General features: G+C 53.4%; 23 protein-coding genes and 1 pseudogene. 5 read left to right on the forward strand and 19 right to left on the reverse strand.

Annotated features, from left to right (window positions below; translation table 11 throughout):
• Positions 1–92 precede the first annotated feature (92 nt).
• The 4 genes from H2Z33_RS07830 to H2Z33_RS07845 all read left to right on the forward strand — a co-directional run bounded on the left by H2Z33_RS07830 (position 93) and on the right by H2Z33_RS07845 (position 3,680).
• Positions 93–1,268, forward strand: coding sequence for an MFS transporter (locus tag H2Z33_RS07830; protein WP_015570137.1), 1,176 nt, complete (start codon positions 93–95; stop codon positions 1,266–1,268).
• On the forward strand, positions 1,237–2,208 hold the full coding sequence (gene yidZ / locus H2Z33_RS07835; RefSeq protein WP_017383702.1) for an HTH-type transcriptional regulator YidZ: 972 nt from the start codon (positions 1,237–1,239) through the stop codon (positions 2,206–2,208). Before H2Z33_RS07830 ends, yidZ begins: the two co-directional genes overlap by 32 nt.
• 122 nt (positions 2,209–2,330) lie before the next feature.
• Positions 2,331–3,077 (forward strand): 4'-phosphopantetheinyl transferase family protein, encoded by a 747-nt coding sequence (locus H2Z33_RS07840; RefSeq protein WP_032103312.1) that lies wholly within the window; start codon positions 2,331–2,333, stop codon positions 3,075–3,077.
• Between the two features lie 36 nt (positions 3,078–3,113).
• Positions 3,114–3,680 carry an NADPH-dependent FMN reductase gene (locus H2Z33_RS07845; protein ID WP_063135342.1) on the forward strand — a complete coding sequence of 189 codons (567 nt, stop codon included), beginning with the start codon at positions 3,114–3,116 and terminating at the stop codon, positions 3,678–3,680.
• A gap of 88 nt (positions 3,681–3,768) precedes the next feature.
• Here H2Z33_RS07845 and adeP read toward each other — a convergent pair whose 3' ends face one another.
• Positions 3,769–5,106 (reverse strand): adenine permease AdeP, encoded by a 1,338-nt coding sequence (adeP, locus tag H2Z33_RS07850; protein ID WP_137984248.1) that lies wholly within the window; start codon positions 5,104–5,106, stop codon positions 3,769–3,771.
• Between the two features lie 165 nt (positions 5,107–5,271).
• Here adeP and yieH point away from each other — a divergent pair, with 165 nt between their 5' ends.
• Positions 5,272–5,937, forward strand: coding sequence for a 6-phosphogluconate phosphatase (gene yieH, locus H2Z33_RS07855; protein ID WP_017383705.1), 666 nt, complete (start codon positions 5,272–5,274; stop codon positions 5,935–5,937).
• A gap of 44 nt (positions 5,938–5,981) precedes the next feature.
• On the opposite strand, the gene phoU is transcribed toward yieH, so the two are convergent.
• The 18 genes and pseudogenes from phoU to atpE form a co-directional block, all read right to left on the reverse strand.
• Positions 5,982–6,707, reverse strand: a complete 726-nt coding sequence (gene phoU, locus H2Z33_RS07860; protein ID WP_003861153.1) for a phosphate signaling complex protein PhoU — start codon at positions 6,705–6,707, stop codon at positions 5,982–5,984.
• 26 nt (positions 6,708–6,733) lie between these two features.
• The gene (pstB, locus tag H2Z33_RS07865; RefSeq protein WP_003861154.1) at positions 6,734–7,507 is read right to left on the reverse strand and encodes a phosphate ABC transporter ATP-binding protein PstB; all 774 of its coding nucleotides are present in this window, start codon (positions 7,505–7,507) and stop codon (positions 6,734–6,736) included.
• Positions 7,508–7,554: 47 nt separating this feature from the next.
• Positions 7,555–8,445, reverse strand: a complete 891-nt coding sequence (gene pstA / locus H2Z33_RS07870; protein WP_003861156.1) for a phosphate ABC transporter permease PstA — start codon at positions 8,443–8,445, stop codon at positions 7,555–7,557.
• Positions 8,445–9,404, reverse strand: a complete 960-nt coding sequence (pstC, locus tag H2Z33_RS07875; RefSeq protein ID WP_015570141.1) for a phosphate ABC transporter permease PstC — start codon at positions 9,402–9,404, stop codon at positions 8,445–8,447. Before pstC ends, pstA begins: the two co-directional genes overlap by 1 nt.
• A gap of 127 nt (positions 9,405–9,531) precedes the next feature.
• Positions 9,532–10,572 (reverse strand): annotated as a pseudogene (gene pstS / locus H2Z33_RS07880) (phosphate ABC transporter substrate-binding protein PstS).
• A 246-nt stretch (positions 10,573–10,818) separates the two neighbouring features.
• Entirely contained in the window at positions 10,819–11,871 is a 1,053-nt protein-coding gene (locus H2Z33_RS07885; protein ID WP_032668928.1) for a fimbrial protein, read from the reverse strand.
• Between the two features lie 9 nt (positions 11,872–11,880).
• Positions 11,881–14,358: a fimbria/pilus outer membrane usher protein gene (locus H2Z33_RS07890; protein ID WP_047056899.1), complete on the reverse strand. Its 2,478-nt coding sequence runs from the start codon at positions 14,356–14,358 to the stop codon at positions 11,881–11,883.
• 38 nt (positions 14,359–14,396) lie between these two features.
• Positions 14,397–15,080 carry a fimbria/pilus periplasmic chaperone gene (locus H2Z33_RS07895; RefSeq protein WP_063867141.1) on the reverse strand — a complete coding sequence of 228 codons (684 nt, stop codon included), beginning with the start codon at positions 15,078–15,080 and terminating at the stop codon, positions 14,397–14,399.
• Between the two features lie 95 nt (positions 15,081–15,175).
• The gene (locus H2Z33_RS07900) at positions 15,176–15,700 is read right to left on the reverse strand and encodes a fimbrial protein (protein ID WP_032668932.1); all 525 of its coding nucleotides are present in this window, start codon (positions 15,698–15,700) and stop codon (positions 15,176–15,178) included.
• 331 nt (positions 15,701–16,031) lie between these two features.
• Complete coding sequence (gene glmS / locus H2Z33_RS07905; RefSeq protein ID WP_015570148.1) at positions 16,032–17,861, reverse strand: glutamine--fructose-6-phosphate transaminase (isomerizing); 1,830 nt, start codon at positions 17,859–17,861, stop codon at positions 16,032–16,034.
• A 225-nt stretch (positions 17,862–18,086) separates the two neighbouring features.
• Positions 18,087–19,457 (reverse strand): bifunctional UDP-N-acetylglucosamine diphosphorylase/glucosamine-1-phosphate N-acetyltransferase GlmU, encoded by a 1,371-nt coding sequence (glmU, locus tag H2Z33_RS07910; protein WP_063135344.1) that lies wholly within the window; start codon positions 19,455–19,457, stop codon positions 18,087–18,089.
• A 138-nt stretch (positions 19,458–19,595) separates the two neighbouring features.
• Positions 19,596–20,015, reverse strand: a complete 420-nt coding sequence (locus H2Z33_RS07915; protein ID WP_006177560.1) for a F0F1 ATP synthase subunit epsilon — start codon at positions 20,013–20,015, stop codon at positions 19,596–19,598.
• Positions 20,016–20,035: 20 nt separating this feature from the next.
• Entirely contained in the window at positions 20,036–21,418 is a 1,383-nt protein-coding gene (gene atpD, locus H2Z33_RS07920; RefSeq protein WP_015570150.1) for a F0F1 ATP synthase subunit beta, read from the reverse strand.
• Positions 21,419–21,449: 31 nt separating this feature from the next.
• Positions 21,450–22,313, reverse strand: a complete 864-nt coding sequence (atpG, locus tag H2Z33_RS07925; protein ID WP_003862364.1) for a F0F1 ATP synthase subunit gamma — start codon at positions 22,311–22,313, stop codon at positions 21,450–21,452.
• A 51-nt stretch (positions 22,314–22,364) separates the two neighbouring features.
• Complete coding sequence (atpA, locus tag H2Z33_RS07930) at positions 22,365–23,906, reverse strand: F0F1 ATP synthase subunit alpha (protein WP_003862367.1); 1,542 nt, start codon at positions 23,904–23,906, stop codon at positions 22,365–22,367.
• A 12-nt stretch (positions 23,907–23,918) separates the two neighbouring features.
• Positions 23,919–24,452 carry a F0F1 ATP synthase subunit delta gene (atpH, locus tag H2Z33_RS07935; protein ID WP_015570151.1) on the reverse strand — a complete coding sequence of 178 codons (534 nt, stop codon included), beginning with the start codon at positions 24,450–24,452 and terminating at the stop codon, positions 23,919–23,921.
• A 14-nt stretch (positions 24,453–24,466) separates the two neighbouring features.
• Positions 24,467–24,937: a F0F1 ATP synthase subunit B gene (gene atpF / locus H2Z33_RS07940; protein ID WP_003862370.1), complete on the reverse strand. Its 471-nt coding sequence runs from the start codon at positions 24,935–24,937 to the stop codon at positions 24,467–24,469.
• 48 nt (positions 24,938–24,985) lie between these two features.
• Positions 24,986–25,225, reverse strand: coding sequence for a F0F1 ATP synthase subunit C (atpE, locus tag H2Z33_RS07945; protein WP_000429386.1), 240 nt, complete (start codon positions 25,223–25,225; stop codon positions 24,986–24,988).
• Positions 25,226–25,268: the final 43 nt, after the last annotated feature.

Genomic DNA, 25,268 nt, shown 5'->3' on the forward strand with positions numbered 1-25,268 from the left:
ATTTCCTCCAGGGAAATCACCATTGTCCAAATGGCAACTCGCTTAATCCCTCCACGCCCCCTATCCTGCTTGCCTGCATCTATGGGGGATTTATGGCTCGTTTTCTGTTCTGTAGTTTTGCGCTGGTTCTGCTGTATCCGTCCGGCATTGATATGTATCTGGTGGGGCTACCGCATATTGCCCGCGATCTGGGCGCCAGCGAGGCGCAGCTGCACATCGCGTTTTCGGCCTACCTCGCGGGAATGGCGTCGTCGATGGTATTTGCCGGGAAAATCGCGGATAAAGCAGGCCGTCAGCCCGTCGCCATTACGGGTGCAGTTATCTTTGCGCTGGCATCAGTACTGTCTTCAGTAGCTCAGGAAAGCACAATGTTCCTGTCAGGCCGTTTTATCCAGGGCATTGGCGCGGGTGGCTGTTACGTGGTGGCGTTTGCTATTCTTCGCGATACCTTAAGCGCCCAGCGCCGCGCTAAAGTGCTGTCGATGCTGAACGGCATTACCTGCATCATCCCGGTGCTGGCACCGGTTGTAGGCTACCTGATTATGCTTAAATTTCCGTGGCAGAGTCTTTTCTGGACCATGGCCGCAATGGGCGCCATCGTCTTTATCCTGTCCGTGACGGTGCTGAAAGAGACCCATCCCGGTTCGCAACAGCCATATCACACCGCAACCCTCCATCCGGCTGAAAAGCTGATGAATCGCTTTTTCCTGAGTCGGCTGACAATCACCACGCTTAGCGTGGCGGTGATCCTCACCTATGTAAACGTTTCCCCGGTGTTGCTGATGGAGACGATGGGCTTCGATCGCGGTGAGTATTCGACGGTGATGGCGCTAACCGCGATGGTGAGCATGGCGGTTTCATTCTCCACGCCCTTTGCGCTCAACATCTTCCGCCAGCGCACGCTGATGCTCACCTCACAGACGCTGTTCCTCGCCGCAGGCGTGATCCTGGCGACCGCCACCTCACACGCTGTAATGCTGGTGGGCATTACTCTGATCTGCGCCGGATTCTCCGTCGGCTTTGGTGTGGCAATGAGTCAGGCACTTGGCCCGTTTTCATTGCGGGCAGGCGTGGCAAGCTCGGTGCTGGGCATTGCGCAGGTCTGCGGTTCGTCACTGTGGATTTGGCTGGCGGCGGTGATCGGCCTTAACGCGCTGAATATGCTGATCGGGGTTCTGATTGGCTGTAGCATACTCTGCATTACCTTACTTATGGTCATCCAGCCCGCGGCGCACTATGAAGAAGCCCATCAGCAGTCTCGATCTTAATCTTTTACTTTGCCTGCAACTTTTGTTGCAGGAGCGCAGCGTCACCAAAGCCGCGAAGCGGATGAACGTGACGCCGTCCGCGGTGAGTAAATCGCTGGCGAAGCTGCGCGACTGGTTCGACGATCCGCTGTTTGTGAAAACGCCTTTAGGGCTATTGCCCACACCGCTGACGGTGAGTCTGGAACAGGATTTGGCCGACTGGATGCAGATTGGCAACCAGATCCTCGATAAATTCCACCATAGCTCTCCTGGCGGGCTTAAGTTTGTGCTCGCCGCCGAAACACCGCTGATGCTGATCCGCTTTAATACCCTGCTGGAGCAGGTGAATGAACGCTACCCACAGGCGACGGTGAAGCTGCGCCAATGGGATTACGATTCGCTGGACGCCATTACGCGCGGAGAAGTGGATCTGGGCTTCACCGGGCGTGAAACGCACCCTCGCTCGCGCGAACTGCTAAAGCTGATGCCGTGGTTTATCGACTACGAAATCCTGTTCAGTGACCGTCCGTGCGTGTATTTGCGCGAGGATCATCCCGCGCTCCAGGAAGCATGGGATCTGGAGACGTTTCTGCGCTACCCGCATATCAGCATCTTCTGGGAACGCAGCGACACCTGGGCGCTCGATGAGGTGCTAAGAGAGATGGGTCGGGAGCGTAACATCGCCATGAGTTTGCCCGGTTTTGAACAGTCGATGTTTATGGCGGCCCAGCCGGATCACAACTACATTGCCACTGCGCCGCACTACTGCCATCACTACAATCAACTCCACCAGCGTAATCTGGTCTGTCTGCCCATTCCCATCGATGAGGCGCAGGCAGAAAAGCTCACCGTCCCCTTCACGCTGATCTGGCATAAACGGAACAGCCATAATCCGAAAATCCTCTGGCTGCGCGAGACGATCAAAGCGCTGTATACCGCACCAGGTCAGGTTTTTGCCTAAGATAATGTAAAGTTCGGTGCTCAGGCTTCTCTTATTTCCATTTACTGATTAAAACAGAAGCTGAGTTAAGCGATAATCATGTAACCGTTTAACCGACTACGACCATTATCAAGGAGCGAAAAATGGCTACGCACTTTGCACGAGGAACATTAACGGAAGGGCATCTCGTATCGGCCAGACTTTCTTCAGCCTGTCACAATGAGGCGCTCAAACTACCTGAACACCGCAGGACGCGGTTTTTAGCTTCCAGAGCGCTCCTCGCAGAACTGCTTTTTATGCTCTACGGCACCAGCGAATTACCGGACATACTCACCCAGCCAGAAGGTCGCCCGGTTTTTGCGGACCCGGCACTCCCCCATTTTTCCATTGCGTACACCGGCAACATTGTTGGCGTCGCGCTGACGACGGAAGGTGATTGCGGCCTGGATATGGAGCTACAACGCGTCACGCGCAGCTTCCATGGTGCTAACGCGCTCGATGAATACCCGCTCTCCAGCAATGAAAAGCTGTGGATACGTAACCAGAACGACCCCGTTGAAGCCAGAGCGCAGCTCATCACCCTTCGCCAGAGCATCCGCAAACTGAGCGGCGCGGCGTCAGACGACGCCAGCCTGTTGCAGCTGCTCCCCGGCTCCGGACGCCTGCGCGCGACAAAAGCCTCGCTGGTAGAGGCGCTCTGCGACGCTGAGGACGTACTGATCTGGTCCGTTGCGGTGACCCCCGCCATCGAACGGCTGAAAATCTGGGAGTTTGACAGCACTCGCGGTTGGCGTAGTCTTCCGGATGTCCCTGAGCGCGCCAACGAGCCCGCCGCGCGCCTGATGCGATTAACCAGTTTACCGGCAGAAAAAGCATACACCCATAGCTGATCCGTCCAGGATCATCATGATGAAACAGGAGTAATCATGTCTGATACGTTGAAAGTTGTTACGTTACTGGGAAGCCTGCGCAAAGGTTCTTTTAACGGGATGGTTGCCCGTACGCTGCCGCAGCTGGCGCCTGCGGGAATGGAGATCAGTGCCCTGCCGTCCATTGGCGACATCCCGCTTTATGATGCTGACGTTCAGCAGGAAGAAGGGTTCCCGCAGAGTGTGGAAGCGATAGCCGAGCAAATCCGTCAGGCTGACGGCGTGGTGATTGTGACGCCTGAGTATAACTACTCGGTGCCGGGTGGTTTGAAGAACGCCATTGACTGGCTGTCCCGTTTACCGGAGCAGCCGCTGTCTGGTAAACCTGTGCTGATCCAGACCAGCTCAATGGGCGCCATCGGCGGCGCGCGCTGCCAGTATCACCTGCGTCAGATCCTGGTGTTCCTGGATGCGATGGTGATGAACAAGCCGGAATTTATGGGCGGCGTGATTCAGAACAAGGTCGACCCGCAGACGGGTGAAGTGGTGGATCAGAGTACGCGTGACCATCTTTCTAGCCAACTGACCGCGTTTGGGGATTATATTAAGCGGGTGAAGGCCTGATAAAAAAGCCCGGTGGCGCTAGCGCTTACCGGGCCTACACTCGTCAGTAGGTCAGGTAAGCGAAGCGCCACCTGACACCACCAGCATCTTAGTGTGCATCAATAAACACAATCTTCAGCACAAACAGCAGCGCCACAATAATCACGCACGGGCTAAGTTCGCGGAAGCGGCCGGTACCGATCTTCATCACGCAGTAAGAGATAAAGCCCAGCGCGATACCTTCGGTGATCGAGAAGCTGAACGGCATCATCACCGCGGTAATAAATGCCGGAACGGCTTCCGTCAGATCTTCCCACTTCACGCGCGCCAGGCTTGAGGTCATCAGCACGCCGACGTAGATCAGCGCGCCGGCTGCCGCGTATGGTGGCACCATCCCCGCCAGCGGAGAGAGGAAGATCACCAGCAGGAATAGCAGACCCACAACTACCGCCGTCAGGCCGGTACGACCACCCACGGACACACCGGAAGAGGATTCAATGTAAGCGGTAACAGACGAGGTACCGATGAAAGAGCCAGCAACGGAAGAGATGCTATCCACATACAGCGCCTGCTTCATGCGCGGGAATTTGCCTTTTTCATCTGCCAGACCCGCTTTGTCGGTCACGCCAATCAGCGTACCGGAGGAGTCAAACAGGTTGACCAGCATGAAGGAGAAAATCACCCCGGCCAGTCCCAGGTTCAGCGAGCCCGCCAGATCAACGTGGCCAATCACGGTAGAGACGCTCGGTGGCGCAGAGACGATACCGCTGTAATGCACGTCACCCAGCATCCAGCCCAGCAGCGTGGTCACAATGATAGAGACCAGCACCGCAGCATGGATGTTGCGCGATGCCAGGATCGCGATGATAAAGAAGCCCAGCACGCCCAGCAGCACGCTGTGAGAGGTCAGGTTACCAATGCTCACCAGCGTTTCCGGGTTCGCCACGATAACGCCAGCGTTTTTCAGCCCCATCATGCCGATGAACAGACCGATACCGCTGGTGATGCCCACGCGCAGGCTCACGGGAATGTTCGCAATCATCCAGTAGCGCACGCGGAAGATGGTCAGCAGCAGCAGGCCGACCGCGCCCCAGAAAATAGCGCCCATCCCAACCTGCCACGGCAGGCCCATCGCCTGAACCACCACGAACGCAAAGAACGCATTCAGACCCATTGCCGGGGCCAGCGCCACGGGCAGATTAGCGAAAACGCCCATCAGGATGCTGCCAAGGGCCGCGATCAGACAGGTGGTTACAAAGACGGCGCTGGTGTCCATGCCAGCCACGCCCAGAATTTGCGGGTTAACGAAAACGATATAGACCATCGTCAGGAAGGTAGTAAAACCGGCGATCACTTCGGTGCGTGCCGTTGTGCCGTGCTCGCGCAGTTTGAACACGCGCTCAAGCAGCCCCTGACCAGACGTCTGGGTAGTGTGTTGTTGACTCATCATCAATTTCCGAACAAGGAGGGAAAATTCGTCGCTATCCTATACCAAAATGCGACAATAGTGGCGGTTACGGGATACTTTTTTCATTGATTTTGCTTATACGGCAACGATTGCGTCCCGGTGAACTGCCGTACGAAAACGTTAAACTTGTTAAAAGGGAAAGGCATGTCCGGAATTGAAGCGGTATTTTTCGACTGTGACGGTACGCTGGTCGACAGTGAGGTCATTTGTTCCCGCGCGTATGTCGCCATGTTCCAGGAATTTGGTATTACGCTCGATCTCGAAGAGGTGTTTAAACGCTTTAAGGGCGTGAAGCTGTACGAGATCATCGACATCATTAACGAAGAGCACGGGGTGGATCTGGTGAAAGCGGATCTGGAACCGGTGTACCGCGCCGAGGTCGCACGCCTCTTCGACGCCGAGCTGGAAGTTATCGCCGGCGCTAACGCGCTGCTGGATGCGATGACGGTGCCGATCTGCGTAGTCTCTAACGGACCGGTCAGCAAAATGCAGCACTCGCTCGGCAAGCTGGAGATGTTGCACCACTTCCCGGAAAAACTGTTCAGCGGCTACGATATCCAGCGCTGGAAGCCCGATCCGGCGCTGATGTTCCACGCGGCGAAGGCGATGAACGTCAACGTGGAGAACTGCATTCTGGTGGATGACTCATCTGCCGGCGCGCAGTCAGGGATTGATGCGGGGATGGAGGTGTTTTACTTCTGCGCCGATCCGCACAACAAGCCGATCGACCATCCAAAAGTGACAACCTTTACCGATCTGGCGCAACTGCCAGCGTTGTGGAAGGCGCGCGGGTGGGATATTACGCGTTGAATTAACGTAGGGCGGGTAAGCGTTAGCGCCACCCGCCACACATATCACTCTTTCGGATCTTTACCCGCCAGCAGCTTGTCCAGCTCGTCGCCGCCCACGTGTCGGAAATCTTGCCCCTTCACGAAATAGAAAATGTATTCGCAAATGTTCTGGCAACGGTCACCGATACGCTCGATGGAGCGCGCACAGAACAGCGCGGTCAGTACGCTTGGAATGGTACGAGAATCTTCCATCATGTAGGTCATCAGCTGACGCACAATGCCTTCGTATTCCTGGTCAACTTTCTTGTCTTCACGGTAGATACGGACCGCTTCGTCCAGATCCATGCGCGCGAAAGCGTCCAGCACGTCGTGCAGCATCTGCACGGTGTGGCGCCCGAGAGACTCCAGGCTCACCAGCAGCGGCTGGTGCTGCTGGGAGAATTTCTCCAGCGCGGTACGGCAGATTTTATCCGCCACGTCACCGATACGCTCCAGCTCGGCGATGGTTTTGATGATCGCCATCACCAGACGCAGGTCGCTCGCCGTCGGCTGACGCTTCGCAATGATGCGCACGCAGGCTTCGTCGATGGCGACTTCCATCATATTGACGTTGTGGTCGCCTTCAATAACGCGCTTCGCCAGCTCGCTGTCCTGGTTGTGCATCGCCGTGATCGCGTCAGAAAGCTGCTGCTCGACCATGCCGCCCATGGTCATCACCTGGGTGCGAATGCTTTCCAGCTCTGCGTTAAACTGGCCGGAAATGTGTTTATTAAGATTGAGGTTGTCCATGGTTTCTCCACATGCACTAAGGCAAATCAACCGTAGCGGCCAGTAATATAATCTTCGGTTTGTTTCTTCGCCGGACGAGTGAACAGCGCGTCCGTATCGCTGAACTCAATCAACTCGCCCAGATACATAAACGCCGTGTGGTCAGAACAACGTGCAGCCTGCTGCATGTTGTGGGTCACGATCACTACGGTGTAATCCTGCTTCAGCTCGGTGATCAGCTCTTCGATACGCCCGGTTGAGATCGGGTCCAGGGCTGAGCACGGCTCATCCAGCAGCAAGACTTCCGGGCGAATGGCGATACCGCGCGCAATGCACAGACGCTGCTGCTGACCACCGGAGAGAGAGTACCCACTCTGGTGAAGTTTATCTTTGGTTTCGTTCCATAATGCGGCCTTGGTCAATGCCCACTGCACGCGCTCGTCCATATCCGCACGGGAGAGCTTCTCAAACAGACGCACACCAAAGGCGATGTTGTCATAGATCGACATCGGGAACGGCGTGGGTTTCTGGAATACCATCCCCACTTTCGCACGCAGCAGGGCGATATCCTGGGTATTGGTCAGGATGTTGTCACCGTCCAGCAGAATTTCACCTTCTGCGCGCTGCTCCGGATAGAGCGAATACATTTTGTTAAAGGTGCGCAGCAGCGTGGATTTGCCACAGCCGGACGGACCGATGAATGCCGTTACCTGGTTCTTTGCGATATCCAGGTTGATATTCTTCAGGGCATGGAATTTGCCGTAGTAGAAGTTCAAATCACGAACCTGAATCTTACCCGGGGCAGTATCAACCATACTCATTGACTCATTTCCTCATTCGGCGCCGCGATGTGCCGCGCCGTAAAAATTTAACCGTGTTTCTTCTTCGCGAAAATGACGCGCGCCAGAATGTTCAGCAACAGTACGCAAAGGGTGATGATCAGCACCCCGGCCCAGGCCAGCTGCTGCCATTCCGCGAATGGGCTCATCGCAAATTTAAAGATCGTCACCGGCAGGTTGGCGATCGGCTGCATCATGTCCGTGCTCCAGAACTGATTGGAGAGGGCGGTAAACAGCAGCGGTGCGGTTTCACCGGCGATACGGGCGATAGCCAGCAGGATACCGGTCATGATCCCCGAGACGGACGCTTTCAGGGTGATAGCCGAAATCATCTTCCATTTAGGCGTACCCAGCGCGTAAGCCGCTTCACGCAGGCTGTCCGGCACCAGTTTCAGCATGTTTTCAGTGGTACGAATAACGATAGGCACCTGCAACAGCGCCAGCGCAATCACACCCGCCCAGCCGGAGAAGTGTTCCATTTGCGCCACCACGATGGTGTAAACAAACAGACCCACGACAATCGACGGGGCAGAAAGCAGAATGTCGTTAATGAAGCGGATGACTTCAGCGATCCAGGACTTGCGGCCATATTCCGCCAGATAGATACCCGCCATGATGCCCAACGGCGTACCGAAAACGGTCGCCCACAGGATCAACAGGCCGCTGCCCGCCAGGGCGTTTGCCAGACCACCACCCGCCGTGTTCGGCGGCGGCGTCATCTCGGTGAACAGCGCCAGGGACATTCCATCAATACCCCGGGTGATGGTGGACATCAGGATCCAGATCAGCCAGAACAGGCCGAACGCCATCGTTGCCATGGAAAGCGTCAACGCAATGCGGTTTTTAATCCGGCGCTTTGACTGCATTTTGCGACGGGATTCCGCAAGCTGAGCGGTGTTTTGCATGTCGAGAGTCGCCATTAGCGTGCCCCCTCGTTTTTAGCCAGACGCATAATCATCAGCTTGGAGATAGCCAGCACAATAAAGGTGATAACAAACAGGATCAGACCCAGTTCCATCAGCGCGGCGACGTGCAGCCCGGATTCCGCTTCGGCAAATTCGTTCGCCAGCGCAGAGGTAATACTGTTCCCCGGCATATAAAGCGAGGCGCTGTCGAGCTGGTAGGTGTTGCCGATGATAAAGGTGACCGCCATGGTTTCACCGAGCGCGCGACCTAAGCCCAGCATAATGCCGCCAATCACCCCATTTTTGGTGAACGGAAGGACGATGCGCCAGATAACTTCCCAGGTGGTGCAGCCGATGCCGTAGGCGGACTCTTTCATCATCACCGGGGTTTGTTCGAAGACATCGCGCATGACCGCCGCAATGTACGGAATAATCATGATGGCGAGGATCACACCTGCCGCCAGAATGCCGATACCGAATGCCGGGCCGGAGAACAGCGCCCCCACAAACGGAATGGCAGAGAGAACGTTACCGACCGGCTCCTGGAAGTACGTCGCAAACAGCGGCGCGAAGATAAACAGGCCCCACATGCCGTAGACGATACTTGGGATGGCCGCCAGCAGTTCAATGGCGATACCCAGCGGACGTCGCAGCCAGCCTGGCGCCAGTTCCGTCAGGAACAGGGCAATACCAAAGCTCACCGGAACCGCAATCAGCAGGGCGATAAAAGAGGTCACCAGCGTGCCGTAAATCGGCACCAGCGCACCATAAATATCGTTCGGCGCATCCCACTCTTTGGTCCACAGGAAGGCGAAACCAAATTTTTGAATGCTCGGCCAGGAGGAGAAAATCAGGGACACGATAATGCCGCCCAGCAGCAATAGCACAATCAGCGCAGCCAGTTTCACCAGCGCGCTGAAAATCATGTCACCTTTTTTACCCGGAGGGTTAAATGCAGGCTTGGTTGCAGCCATAAATTACTCTTCTGTTTGAGACGTTTTTACGAATATGCCCGGCGGCGCTGACGCTTACCGGGCCTACAGAGTAACCGTAGGGCGGGTAAGCGCAGCGCCACCCGCCATCTTCGTTAAATATATCCTGTTAGTACAGCGCTTTACCGCTGCTGTCTTTCACGTTGGTTTTCCATGCAGCACGGATCTGCTCAACCACGCTGTCTGGCAGGCTGGCGTAATCCAGATCGTTAGCCTGTTTGCCGCCATTTTTATATGCCCAGTCGAAGAACTTCAGCACTTCAGCACCCTGCTCAGGCTTCTTCTGCTCTTTGTGGACCAGAATGAAGGTGGTAGACGTGATAGGCCATGCATCGTCGCCTTTCTAGTTGGTCAGGTCCTGCGCGAAGGATTTGCTCCAGTCAGCGCCTTTCGCGGCGTTGGCGAAGTTCTCTTCGGTCGGGCTAACCGGTTTGCCGTCGGCAGAAACCAGTTTGGTGTAAGCCAGGTTGTTCTGCTTAGCGTAAGCGTATTCTACGTAACCGATGGAGCCTGGCAGACGCTGTACGAAGGCTGCGATACCGTCGTTGCCTTTACCGCCCAGACCGGTTGGCCAGTTAACGGTAGAGCCGGAACCGACTTTAGATTTCCACTCTTCGTTCACTTTCGCCAGGTAGCTGGTGAACACGAAAGAGGTACCAGAGCCGTCAGCACGACGAACCACCGCGATATTCTGCGAAGGCAGCTTAACGCCCGGGTTCAGCTTAGTGATGGCTTCGTCATCCCATTTTTTGATTTTGCCCAGGTAGATGTCACCCAGGGTTTTGCCGTCCAGCACCAGCTCGCCTGATTTCAGGCCAGGGATGTTAACAGCCAGCACAACGCCGCCGATCACGGTCGGGAACTGGAACAGGCCTTCCTGATTCAGTTTCTCATCAGACAGCGGAGCGTCGGATGCGCCGAAATCAACGGTATTCGCGGTAATTTGTTTTACGCCACCGGAGGAGCCGATACCCTGATAGTTGACCTTGTTACCGGTCTCTTTCTGGTAGGTATCCGCCCATTTGGCATACACCGGCGCAGGGAAGGTTGCACCAGCGCCAGTCAGGCTTGCTGCTGCAAAGGCAGAGAAAGCGCTCATTGATAAGGTCGCGGCGACAACAGTTGCGACAGTGGTACGCATAACTTTCATAATGTCTCCTGCAAGGATTTCGTAAATCATTGTTTAAGTGGCTACGATGAGCAAAATAGGACAAACAGGTGACAGATAAATGTACGAAATATGACAGTTTTATGACAAAGCCAGCGATGGATGTAACCACATGAAAAATAAAGCCATTAATTCACAGCATGGTCATATTTTTGTCATCTTTTTTGCAATGAATCAGTTTTAGCGTAGCTGATATGACAACGGCTGTCATAAACAGCCGTTGTCATTTTAATGAGCGATTTCAATCGTCAGAGTTGCCGTTGCATTGAACTGGCCTGGTTTGGGTCTCGCTCCTGTCGCGCTGGCAGGCGCGCTTGAAAATGTCAGCGTGCCCAGCGTATCCCCCATGATGTCGGGAATTTTAGTCGTTTCCGCTTCAAGGGCACCGCCATTCGTATTCACTTCCCGATTATATTTATCGTAGACTTTAATTCCTACGTCTTCGTTGTCCGTCGCAATCATCGAATTATCAGAAGCCACGGCTGAGGCATGCAGGGTTGCGTCGAGCTTGTCGTAGAACATCATATTGGTGCATTTGATGTTCACGGTACGAGTGATTTTGCGATCGGTCAGCGCTTTCCCTTTCGTCGACGAAAACTCTGACGCCAGGATTTTATTGAAATCAAAAACAATGGCCTGCCCCTCGTCAATCTCACAAGATTGAGGAACCGTCACTGTTCCCTGAACAATCACATCAGAAATAATCTCATTCGAAACAGTACGCGGGTCGATCGTGGCATAGATATTCGCCACCACCGTCGCCGGGATCGTCATCACCCCGGTAAAGGCTTTTTTTACGTACAAATAGACCAGCCCCGAGCCGCCACTATAAAACGAGGTGGCAGAACTCACGCCGTTATGACATTGATAGGGAGTACCGGTTTTATTCGGCAGATGATCAAAAGGCACGGCCGTATAACCGACACCGAGTATGTAAACAAGCAAGCCAATATCAACGTTTTCATTCAGGTTAAAATAGGCGACATTGTTCCTGCTTCCCGCTGGCTCCAGCGCCGGATTAACGACGCTGGTTATATAGGTGTGATCGTAACTCTGATTCGGCCCGGTCAGACAATAGCAAGTACCTTTAAACGAGGTATTGTTGTTATTCACATCAATAAGCGTTGTCGTCCCGGCTATATTGTCCGTAATGGAAAACTGCTCTGTAAAATTGAGGTAGTTATGATATTTGCCATTGTCTGGCACACAATAACCGGTTGGGGCCGCATGCGCATAAAAGACGCAGGTCAGTAAGGCTAAAAGCCAGTATTGCAGTTTCATTTTAATCCTTTATCGACACGTGACGGGCATCTGCACCAGTCCAGCGTCAGGCTGTTGTTGAAGCGTGTATTCCGCCCGACAGGTTGCGCCGTCGTTTAGCGTCAACGTAAATTGCCCCTTTTCCGGCAGGCCTGAGAGATAGAGTTCGCCCTCTTCTCCGACAATGCCCGTAACGCTTCCGGTGTCCAGCGTTGCCGATCCCGTTGCCCCAAAAGGCGCAGGTTTGCCATTGCTGAGATGAACGTTGAAAAGGATGCGGTAGCCGATATGCGTAACGAATTCCGCTTTTACTACCGCTCCACGGGTGGGAACCAGATTCTGGACGCTTTTTTCCAGTTCAACATTGCCAGAGGCAAAGTCGCTGTCGCCAATTGCGATACGATTTTCATCATAGGGTGACAGCTGCGTTTTTACGGTGTAGCCGCGCCAGTCCGTCGCGACACCGCTGCTGTTTTCCACCGCCAGGCCCGCCGCTCCTGGAGCTTTCACCAGCGCGACGGTTTCTCCCATTTCCTGTGAGAAGGTGACACCTTCTGAATGCAGTAGAATGCCGCCGCTGACGCCATAATTGAGACTTCGGGTTTCGTTGCTCCAGGCATAGTTACCTTTCATGGAGCCATAAGCCGCGTCCCATGCCAGTCCCGCATTCCCCCCCGTACTGCCGCCACTTTCATCAACGGATTGCTGTATGTTCCAGTTCAAGTTGTTGTTCTGAAGCAGCCTTCCGTTCAGGCCTACCTGATGGGAGACGCTGTTTTTATTGTTGCCAGTAACGTTATAGTTGGCGTAGGTGTTCGGTAACCACTGGGAGAGCGGAAGCGAGAGTGACAGCATGAAAACGTGTTCGTTTTCGCCATCCTTTTCCCAGTCCCCATCGTGATGATTCGCAGTATCGGTATAGTTCCATGACGCATTCCACGTCATCTGTTTCCAGCTGTTGCTGTAACCAATCTGGATCAGCCGTTCAACGCTATCCGTTCGCCAGTACTGTTCACGGCTCAGCGTCAGGTAAATATTTCCATACCCCTGCGCAAAAGGTTGTGTCCACGTTCCCTCCAGACGGCTTCTGCGGTTACCCGTTTGCCAGAACGACTCGCTATCGCTCCTGCGGGAAGCCCACTCATCCAGGGTATAAAATCCTTCCGTTGAATAGCGATAGCCTACTATTCGCAGGCTGGTATTACTTACATCGAACGTCTTGGAATAGAGAAAACGCCAGGATTGCCCCTGCTCCGTATCATCGACAAAACGAGACGCCGCATGGGTGACATCCATCGATATCGCCCCGATCTCGCCGAGATCCTGACCAATACCAGCCGCTATGGCAGTGTAATTCTCAGCTAACTGTGTGCCGCCATACAGCGTCATTCCCCCTTGCATGCCGCGTAAAAGCTGAGCCTGCAATAAATCAGGTGAATAGCGATCGCTGTTGTTCAGTTCGCCAATGCTGATATCAAAGTCCGTCTGGCCTTCCCGTCGCAATATCGCCAGGGAAGCATAAGGCTGCGTAAAATGCTGCTCACTACCGTCTTCTTCTTTGATCGTAACGTCGAGATCGCCCCCACTGCTGGTGGTGTTGAGATCGGTCAGGGCAAACGGCCCCTGAGGAACAGCAGATTGATAGATAATGTAGCCATTCTGACGAATGGTGACGACGGCATTACTTTTAGCAATGCCCCGGACGACGGGTGCGAAGCCGTTCAGACTATCCGGCAGCATGTCATTATCGGTATACAGGCGCACGCCGCGCACCTGGCTGCTATCGAATAGATCATTTGCCGTCCAGGTATCCCCCATCATTATCTGGCTTCGCAGGCTGGCAATATCACGTTGTAAATACGTACTCGCAGAATGATAACTGCCGTTGCTGTTTACCGCATTGAGGGTGCTGTAGTTGCGAAGTCGCCAGCTGCCAAGGTTAATACCGCTACGCATGTTCAGATAATACAGATCGTCACTGTCATAGTCTGATTTCAACGTCTGGGTGGTTGAAAAATCATAATTCACCATCAGGGCATTAATACCCTGATCCCAGCGTGAAGGCGGAATGGCGTCACGCGCTGAAGAATCCATATAAATCTGCGGGATAGAGACCCGTAACGCGAGCTTTTCGTCATCCAGAACCCATGTAGCTCCCGCCAGCGGGGGAACGGGCTCGCAGCGGCTGGTGTTAATCGTAGCCAGTGCTTTTATGGCATCCACTTTTATGCCAAACGTAGCCAGCGTATTTTTTAAGTCGCGGAAACAGGGCTGGAGTGCGCTCTCGTTGTTTGTTCGAAAAAAATGGATTTCACGGCGCTCAAAAAAGCGCTCGTTGATATAAATATCAACCTGATAATCCCCTTCAGGGAGATTATCGGGCCGGCTAAACTGACTGATATCAATGTCGACCGGATGTTCAAGTTCTAACAATCGTGAGTTAAAGGTTTCACCAGCAGCGTGCCCGGAATACGTGCCGCTGACCCACAGCGACACCAGGGATAACATAAAATAGATGCGCTTCAACGTTAACCATCTCGCCTGAGTCAAAGGGGGTGTTTGATGGCGTCGCTTATCGCGCCATAATCATTGATGCTATGCCAGATGAGTGTCTTACTCGCGATACCAGCGGGTAAGGGAATGTTGAGCGTCTCAAAGGGCTTAATCATCGCCAAATCCAGCGGTTTGCCGTCTACAGCAACATCAATAACGTTGATATGGATAGCCGTAGGATTATTAACCACCAGGGTATTGCCTTGTTTGCGCCAGATGACTTTTAGGCTGGCGGTTTCAGGCTTTTCAGTAATGCTGGCAGGGCGCCAGAATAACTTAATGCGCGTTTTAATCGCGATTTCCAGCTTGCTGTTCTGTTTGTCCGGCGTTGGAGGGATATTCTTAACATTCAGCCAAAAGACAGATTCCCGCTCGGTGGGTAAATCGCCTTTTGTTTTAATAATGCGCAATACGCGCTCCTGTTTTGGCTCCAGCCTTGAAACAGGAGGAATAACGGTAAACGGTGGTTTCGTTTTCTCTGTGGCTAAAAAAGGATCAATCCATGCCTGAATCAGATAGGGTAAGGAAGTATCATTATTTATTACAGAAATAGTGGTATCTGTTTTATTGCTGGGGAAAATAATCCGCGTACCACCGATAATAATCCCACCCCAGGAGGGAGAGGCACACACGACTAAAAAGAGAATAATAAAAATATCGATAAAACGCCTGCGCATATCATATCCTGTGACAGGCCTGCGAGGTTTCGCTGTCCATTAGACGTAAAGAAACCTGCCTTGCCAGGCCTGATTTTATTTCGGAAAGCTAGAGGTTAATTACTGTAAGTGATAGTAAATTCAGAATCCGCATTTGCCACACCTGGCGTTACGGTTGCGGAGGTAGCCATATAGCGAGCCATGAACGGCAGTGTCGCCTTGCCATCAGCGTCGATATCTGCACTGACTGACTGGTTGTAAAGCTTCAGCAAGCTGTTGTCAGCACGGTTGTAGATGGCAACGGCAACCCCTGTAGCTCCACCAGCGTTCAGTTTAAGGTAACCGTCTCCATCTTCTGTACCATCAAAGCGAGCGGTGGCTTTTTTATATGTATCAGGGCAATTTTCAAGATCGATCTGGAAAGCCTGTACGGAAGCCGTCGAGCCTGCACCAGAAAAGGCGGATTTATTGACTTTACCAAGGTCAACGGTTTGAGTTTGTGTTGGCGCAGTAACCTCACAGGTGCTGTCAATAATTTCGCCTGTAAAGTGTACAGTACCATTGCCGTTCCCCGCGTGCGCCTGCCAACCTAAAATCAAAGATGAGCAAACTAATGCGCTTTTAAAAAGTTTTCCATTCATTATGACATTATCCTGAAGTTATGAATAATCATGTTTCATTATTAAAACAAATATTGCCGAACCATCCCGGCCAGGAAATAGTAAACTGAAAAATGAAAATAACAAGGAGAAATAATATTGTATTAATTATTACTGATGGAATAAGAGAATAAACATAAGCGTTTTATTACTTAATATAATTTTATATCACACAGAAAAGTCGACACACTGTAATTAGTTTTTATTTAATAAGAAGTGGGAAACTTTATTTTTCAGAAAATATTTATGTTTTGATATAAAAATAACCCCGTAATCATAAATTAACGGGGTTATTCCTAAGTGATATATAATATTATTCTACGGTAACAGACTTCGCCAGATTTCGCGGCTGATCAACGTCGGTGCCTTTGATCAGCGCGACGTGATAAGCCAGCAGTTGCAGCGGAACAGTGTAGAAGATCGGCGCAATCACCTCTTCCACATGTGGCATCTCGATGATGTGCATGTTGTCGCTGCTGGCGAAACCGGCATCTTTATCCGCAAAGACGTACAGAACACCACCACGGGCGCGCACTTCTTCGATGTTAGATTTCAGTTTTTCCAGCAGTTCGTTGTTCGGTGCCACCACGATAACCGGCATATCCGCGTCGATCAGCGCCAGCGGGCCATGTTTCAGTTCACCTGCCGCGTAAGCTTCAGCGTGAATGTAAGAGATCTCTTTCAGCTTCAGTGCGCCTTCCAGCGCAATCGGATACTGATCGCCACGCCCCAGGAACAGGGAGTGATGTTTGTCAGAGAAATCTTCCGCCAGCGCCTCAATGCGTTTGTCCTGAGACAGCATCTGCTCGATACGGCTCGGCAGCGCCTGAAGGCCATGCACAATGTCGTGTTCAACGGAGGCATCCAGACCTTTCAGACGCGCCAGTTTCGCCACCAGCATCAGCAGAACGGTTAACTGAGTGGTAAACGCCTTGGTGGAAGCCACGCCAATTTCAGTACCGGCTTTGGTCATCAGCGCCAGATCGGATTCACGTACCAGCGAAGAGCCCGGCACGTTACAGATGGCCAGCGAGCCCAGGTAACCCAACTCTTTAGACAGACGCAGCGCCGCCAGGGTATCAGCCGTTTCGCCAGACTGAGAAAGGGTGATCATCAGGCTGTTACGACGCACCGCAGATTTGCGGTAGCGGAACTCAGACGCGATTTCCACATCACACGGCACGCCCGCCAGGGATTCAAACCAGTAGCGCGAGACCATACCGGAGTTATAAGAGGTACCGCAGGCCACGATCTGAATGTGCTCGACTTTGCCCAGCAGTTCGTTGGCATTGGCGCCCAGCTCACTCAGATCCACTTCGCCGTGGCTGATGCGCCCGGTCAGGGTGTTTTTAATGGCGTTTGGCTGTTCGTAGATCTCTTTCTGCATGTAGTGACGGTAAGCACCTTTGTCGCCCGCGTCGTATTGCAGGTTTGATTCGATCTCCTGACGCTTAACCTGCTCGCCTTTCGTGTCGAATACGGTCACGCTGCGACGTGTCACCTCGGCAATGTCTCCCTCTTCCAGGAAGATAAAGCGACGGGTAACTGGCAGCAGCGCCAGCTGGTCGGAAGCGATAAAGTTTTCACCCATGCCCAGACCAATCACCATCGGACTACCGGAACGCGCGGCCAGCAGCGTGGACGGGTCGCGGGAATCCATGATCACCGTACCGTAAGCACCACGCAGCTGAGGGATAGCGCGCAGCACCGCATCACGCAGTGTACCGCCCTTTGCCAGCTCCCAGTGCACCAGGTGAGCAATCACTTCGGTGTCGGTTTCAGAGACGAAGGTATAGCCGCGCGCTTTCAGTTCTTCACGCAGCGGTTCGTGGTTTTCGATAATGCCGTTATGCACCACCACAATGTGTTCAGACACATGCGGGTGTGCGTTGCCTTCAGATGGCTCACCGTGGGTCGCCCAGCGGGTATGTGCAATACCGGTGCCACCGTGCAGCGGATGTTCTTCCGCAGCCTGGGCCAGCATCTGCACTTTACCGAGACGACGCAGACGGGTCATATGACCTTCTGCATCGACCACAGCCAGACCGGCTGAGTCGTAACCACGGTATTCCAGACGACGTAAACCTTCGAGAAGGATTTCAGCAATATCACGCTGCGCAACTGCGCCAACAATTCCACACATAGTTAGATTTCCTGATTATGGCGTTATGCCATGCGTTGTCGCTGACCTGTATTTGCCCTTTCCGGGCGCCCCGAGCCTTGTAGAGAGTGGGGTTATTTTTATGGGTACTGCTTGTGGGGGGAGATATATATTTATCTCCTCTCCCGGGTTTGCCTGATGTCGGCTACGCCTTATCAGGCCTACTCAATCGTAGGGCGGGTAAGCATAGCGCCACCCGCCTTGTTGTTACTTCTGCTTCACCGGGCGTTTCCAGCCCTGCTTGCTGACCTGCGGCACACGGCTTAACACCAGCTCGTTCTCGGCCACATCGCGCGTAACGGTTGTCCCGGCGGCAATGGTCACGCCTTTGCCCACGGTGACAGGCGCCACCAGCTGGGTATCGGAGCCTACAAACACATCATCACCGATGATGGTTTTAAACTTATTGGCACCGTCATAGTTACAGGTGATGGTTCCAGCACCGATGTTTACGTTGTCGCCAATTTCCGCATCGCCCAGATAGGTCAGATGACCGGCTTTCGAGCCCTTACCCAGACGCGCTTTTTTCATTTCCACAAAGTTACCTACGTGAGCGCCTTCCAGCAGCTCAGCGCCCGGGCGCAGACGCGCAAACGGGCCGATGGTACATGCCGCCTCAAGATGGGCATCTTCCACCACGCTGTACGGGCTGATTTCGCAGTCGTCACCGATCACGCTGTTTTTAATCACGCAGCCAGTGCCGATTTTGACGCGGTTGCCCAGCGTGACGTTACCTTCCAGGATAACGTTAGTATCTATTTCAACGTCGCGCCCGTGGGTCAGCGTGCCACGCAGATCGAAACGCGCCGGATCGCGCAGCATAACGCCAGCGAGCAACAGCTTTTCTGCCTGCTCGGACTGATAAATACGCTCCAGGCGAGAAAGCTGGAGACGGTTGTTTACCCCGTCCGTTTCGCTGATGCGAGCCGGGTGAACGGCGGCAATCTCACGCCCTTCCTGGTAAGCCATCGCAATGATGTCGGTGATGTAGTATTCACCCTGCGCGTTGTTATTATTGAGTCTGGACAGCCAGCGCTTCATATCCGCACCGTTCGCAATCAGGATGCCGGTGTTGATCTCCTGAATCTGGCGCTGTTCGTCAGTGGCATCTTTATGCTCAACAATCCCGGTTACCTTGCCGTTTTCACGCGTAATGCGGCCATAGCCGGTTGGATCGTCCAGCACGACGGTCAACAAACCGATGCCGCCCTGCGGTTTGGCTTCACGTAGGCGAGTGAGGGTTTCAACGGAGATCAGCGGGACGTCGCCGTAGAGCATCAGGATATCTTCATCATCAGAGAAGAAGGGTGCAGCCTGCTGCATCGCATGGCCTGTACCCAACTGTTCTGCCTGTAGCACCCAGTTGAGATTGTCATCACGCAGCGTTTTTTTCAGCAGGTCGCCGCCATGTCCATAAACCAGATGCACCTGGCTGGCGCCCAATTCATTCGCTGCATCAATAACATGCTGAACCATTGGCTTTCCTGCCAGCGTGTGGAGCACCTTAGGCAGATCGGAATACATGCGGGTACCTTTGCCTGCGGCAAGGATCACCACGCTCATCGCACTGTTTAACATACGCATCCTGACGGTAGTTTGTGTGAGAAGTAAAAACGTTTGATGCTTAAAATTCTACATCTTTTTCATCATGAATTAAGGCCGAAAAAAAAAGCCAGCCTGGGATCCAGACTGGCTTTTGTGCTTTTCAAGCCGGTGTTACATCGCTTTTTTGGTCAACTCGATAACGCGCAGTTTCGCGATCGCTTTGGCCAGCTCCGCAGACGCCTGAGCGTAATCCACGTCACCATGAGAGCTGCTAATGTGCTCTTCAGCCTTACGCTTCGATTCCAGGGCTCGCGCTTCGTCGAGATCCTGGCCACGTATAGCGGTATCGGCCAGAACGGTCACACTGCCTGGCTGCACTTCAAGAATGCCGCCGGACAGATAGATAAACTCTTCATGACCGAACTGTTTAACGATGCGGATCATACCAGGCTTAATGGCGGTGAGCAGCGGTGCGTGACCCGGGAAAATACCCAGTTCACCTTCACTACCCGTTACCTGGATTTTCTCGACCAGACCAGAGAACATTTGTTGCTCTGCGCTGACGACGTCCAGGTGGTAAGTCATTGCCATATCACCCTCCGATTAAGGCGTTAAAGTTTTTTGGCTTTTTCCACGGCTTCTTCGATGGAACCAACCATGTAGAACGCCTGCTCTGGCAGGTGATCGTATTCGCCTTCCATGATGCCTTTAAAGCCACGGATGGTGTCTTTCAGGGAAACGTATTTACCAGGTGCACCGGTGAATACTTCCGCAACGAAGAACGGCTGGGACAGGAAGCGCTGGATCTTACGCGCACGTGCTACCACCAGTTTGTCTTCTTCAGACAGTTCATCCATACCCAGGATGGCGATGATGTCTTTCAGTTCCTGATAACGTTGCAGCAGGGACTGTACGCCACGCGCGGTGTCGTAGTGCTCCTGGCCAACAACCAGTGGATCCAGCTGACGGCTGGTGGAGTCCAGCGGGTCAACGGCCGGGTAGATACCCAGAGACGCGATCTGACGGCTCAGTACCACGGTTGCATCTAAGTGAGCAAAGGTGGTGGCTGGGGATGGGTCAGTCAAGTCATCCGCAGGAACGTATACCGCCTGAACGGAGGTGATAGAACCGGTTTTGGTAGAGGTGATACGTTCCTGAAGAACACCCATCTCTTCCGCAAGCGTAGGCTGATAACCTACCGCTGAAGGCATACGACCCAGCAGTGCAGATACTTCAGTACCGGCCAGGGTGTAACGGTAGATGTTATCAACGAACAGCAGAACGTCACGACCTTCGTCACGGAACTTCTCAGCCATGGTCAGGCCGGTCAGCGCAACGCGCAGACGGTTTCCTGGTGGCTCATTCATCTGGCCGTAAACCAGGGATACTTTATCCAGAACGTTGGAGTCGGTCATTTCGTGGTAGAAGTCGTTACCCTCACGAGTACGTTCACCCACGCCCGCAAACACGGAGTAACCGGAGTGCTCGATCGCGATGTTACGGATCAGCTCCATCATGTTTACGGTTTTACCTACACCCGCACCACCGAACAGACCGACTTTACCGCCCTTCGCGAACGGACACATCAGGTCGATAACTTTGATGCCGGTTTCCAGCAGTTCCTGAGAGCTGGACAGCTCTTCGTAGGAAGGTGCCGCGCGGTGGATAGCCCAACGCTCTTCTTCACCGATGTCGCCTTTCATGTCGATTGGCTGACCCAATACGTTCATGATACGACCCAGTGTTGCTTTACCTACCGGGACTTCGATCGGGTGCTCAAGGTCTTTTACTTCCAGACCACGACGCAGACCGTCGGAAGAACCCATGGCGATGGTACGCACGATACCGCCGCCGAGCTGCTGCTGAACTTCCAGCACCAGGCTCTCGTTACCATTCTGTACCTCAAGCGCGTCGTACACGCGTGGTACGGCGTCCTGAGGGAACTCGACGTCCACCACGGCGCCGATTACCTGGACAATCTTTCCAGTAGCCATCTTGAATCCTCTACGTAATTCGTAAACCTGGTTAAACCGCGGCGGCCCCCGAGACGATCTCGGTGAGTTCCTGAGTAATGCTGGCCTGACGAGCTTTGTTGTAAACCAACTGCAGCTCTTTAATCAGGCTGCCGCCATTATCGGTCGCGGCTTTCATCGCCACCATTCGTGCGGCCTGCTCGCTGGCCAGGTTTTCTACAACGCCCTGATAAACCTGAGATTCAACGTAACGACGCAGCAGGGTATCCAGCAGCGGTTTCGGATCGGGTTCATACAGGTAATCCCAGGCTTTCTGTTTCAGCTCGTCATCTTCTGATGCCGGTAACGGCAGCATCTGAGTGAGCGTAGGCACCTGAGACATGGTGTTAATAAATTTGTTGCTGACAACGTACAGTCTGTCCAGACGGCCTTCATCGTAGGCCTGCAACATCACTTTAACCGGGCCGATCAGTTCGGACAGGGACGGGTTATCACCCATACCGGTCACCTGAGCGACAATGTTGCCGCCAACGGAGTTAAAGAAAGAGACGCCTTTAGAGCCAATCAGTGCCAGATCGCACTGAACGCCTTTATCGGACCAGCCTTTCATATCCGCCAGCAGTTTTTTGAACAGGTTAATGTTCAAGCCGCCACACAGACCACGGTCAGTCGACACCACCAGGTAGCCCACGCGCTTAACGTCGCGTTCTTCCAGGTAAGGGTGCTTATATTCCAGATTACCGTTCGCAAGGTGACCAATCACTTTGCGCATGGTCTCTGCATAAGGACGGCTGGCCGCCATGCGATCCTGCGATTTACGCATTTTGGAAGCGGCGACCATCTCCATCGCTTTAGTGATCTTTTGCGTGTTCTGGACGCTTGCGATCTTACTACGTATCTCTTTTGCGCCGGCCATGAGCTTCTCCTCAATGCCAGACGGCTTGTCCTGAGACAAGCCGCCGGACGATTACCAGGATTGGGTTGCTTTGAAGGAATCGAGGATAGCTTTCAGCTTGCCTTCGATTTCGTCGTTATAGCCACCGGTCTGGTTGATCTCTTGCATCAGCGGAGCGTGATCACGGTCGACGTAAGCCAGCAGAGCGGCTTCGAAGCTACCGATTTTCGCCAGTTCCACATCTTCGAGGTAACCGCGTTCAGCCGCGAACAGTACCAGGCCCTGCTGAGCAACAGACATTGGCGCGTACTGTTTCTGCTTCAGCAGCTCGGTCACTTTCTGACCGTGGCTCAGCTGTTTACGGGTTGCTTCGTCCAGATCGGATGCGAACTGAGAGAACGCAGCCAGTTCACGATACTGTGCCAGCGCGGTACGGATACCACCGGACAGTTTCTTGATGATCTTGGTCTGAGCAGCACCACCCACACGGGATACGGAGATACCCGGGTTAACCGCCGGACGAATACCGGAGTTAAACAGGTTGGTTTCCAGGAAGATCTGACCATCGGTAATGGAGATTACGTTGGTCGGAACGAACGCAGAAACGTCACCCGCCTGGGTTTCAATGATCGGCAGAGCGGTCAGAGAACCTGTTTTACCCTTCACTTCACCTTTGGTGAAGTTCTCGACGTATTCCGCGTTAACGCGGGAAGCACGCTCCAGCAGACGAGAGTGGAGGTAGAATACGTCGCCCGGGAATGCTTCACGTCCTGGTGGACGACGGAGCAGCAGGGAAACCTGACGATAAGCAACGGCCTGTTTAGACAGGTCATCGTATACGATCAGCGCATCTTCACCGCGGTCACGGAAGTATTCGCCCATTGCGCAACCGGCGTATGGCGCCAGGTATTGCAGTGCAGCAGATTCAGACGCGGTTGCTACCACAACGATGGTGTTAGACAGTGCGCCGTGCTCTTCCAGTTTACGAACCACGTTGGAAATGGTGGACGCTTTCTGGCCGATAGCCACGTACACACATTTGATGCCGGAATCACGCTGGTTGATGATGGCGTCGATTGCCATCGCGGTTTTACCGGTCTGACGGTCACCGATGATCAGTTCACGCTGACCACGACCGATTGGGATCATGGCGTCAACGGACTTATAACCCGTCTGCACTGGCTGATCAACGGACTGACGGTCGATAACGCCTGGTGCGATAACTTCGATTGGGGAGAAGCCATCGTGCTCAACCGGACCTTTACCGTCGATTGGCGCACCCAGGGTGTTAACAACGCGCCCCAGCAGGCCACGGCCAACCGGTACTTCCAGAATACGGCCAGTACACTTAACCTTCATGCCTTCGGCAAGGTCAGCGTATGGACCCATCACAACGGCACCTACGGAGTCGCGCTCCAGGTTCAGTGCGATAGCGTAACGGTTACCCGGCAGGGAAATCATCTCACCCTGCATACAATCGGCCAGGCCGTGGATGCGGATAACACCGTCACTTACAGAAACAATAGTACCTTCGTTGTGAGCTTCACTCACAACATTGAACTGAGCAATGCGCTGCTTGATCAGTTCGCTGATTTCGGTGGAATTCAGTTGCATGCTCCAGTCCCCTTAAGACTGCAAGACGTCTGCAAGGCGCTCAAGACGGCCGCGTACGCTGCCATCAATGACCATATCACCCGAGCGGATGATTACGCCTGCCATTACAGACTTATCGATTTTGCAATTCAGCTTAACTTTGCGTGACAGACGTTTTTCCATCGCGGCGGTGATTTTCGCAAGCTGTTCGTTACTCAGTTCAGTCGCAGAAGTTACTTCAACTTCAGCGGTAGCTTCACTAAGGGCACGTAAGTGCTCAAACTGCTCGAGAACATCCGGGAGCACACGGAGACGACCATTTTCCGCCATCACCTTAATCAGGTTCTGGCCGTTGGCATCCAGTTGCTCTCCGCACACGGCGATAAACGACGCGGCGAGGGTTTCAGGCGCTAACGCACCAGAAAGCAACTCGGCCATTTGTTCGTTTTTCGTCACCTCAGCGGCAAACGCCAGCATATTCTGCCAGCGATCGACATTTTGGTGTTCGACAGCAAAGTCAAAAGCTGCTTTGGCGTAGGGGCGAGCTACCGTAACAAATTCAGACATCAGCCCCTCCCTCCTTACAGTTCAGCGACAAGTTTGTCCACGATGTCGCTGTTAGCAGCTTCATCCACGGAACGTTCGATGATCTTCTCGGCGCCAGCAACAGCCAGAATCGCAACCTGCTTACGCAGTTCTTCACGAGCACGTTTACGCTCAGCTTCAATTTCAGCCTGAGCCTGTGTCACGATCTTAGTACGTTCCTGTTCTGCTTCAGCTTTGGCTTCGTCCAGGATCTGAGAACGGCGTTTGTTAGCCTGTTCAATGATTACCTGAGCTTCAGCTTTCGCTTTTTTCAGCTGGTCTGTCGCGTTGGCCTGTGCAAGGTCCAAATCTTTCTTAGCGCGTTCTGCGGAAGCCAGACCGTCAGCAATTTCTTTCTGACGTTTTTCGATGGCAGCCATTAAAGGCGGCCATACATACTTCATGCAGAACCAGACAAAGAGAATAAACGCGATGGCCTGGCCGAGGATTGTTGCGTTCATGTTCACAGCACAATACCTCTTAAATTTCTGTGGCTTGGGGTTTTAAAACAACTACTACGCGACAGCAAACATCACGTACAGACCCAGACCTACAGCGATCATTGGGATTGCATCCACCAGACCCATAACGATAAAGAACTGAGTACGCAGCAGAGGAATCAGATCAGGTTGACGCGCTGCGCCTTCCAGGAATTTGCCCCCGAGGATGCCGATACCGATCGCAGCACCGATAGCCGCCAGACCCATCATCACAGCGGCAGCCATGTACAGCAGATCCATATTCAGGTTTTCCATGACAGTCTCCAGTTTGTTTCAATTAAAACGTAGTAGTGTTGGT

It is taken from the genome of Enterobacter sp. YSU (assembly GCF_016082135.1).
Taxonomy (GTDB): domain Bacteria; phylum Pseudomonadota; class Gammaproteobacteria; order Enterobacterales; family Enterobacteriaceae; genus Enterobacter; species Enterobacter hormaechei_C.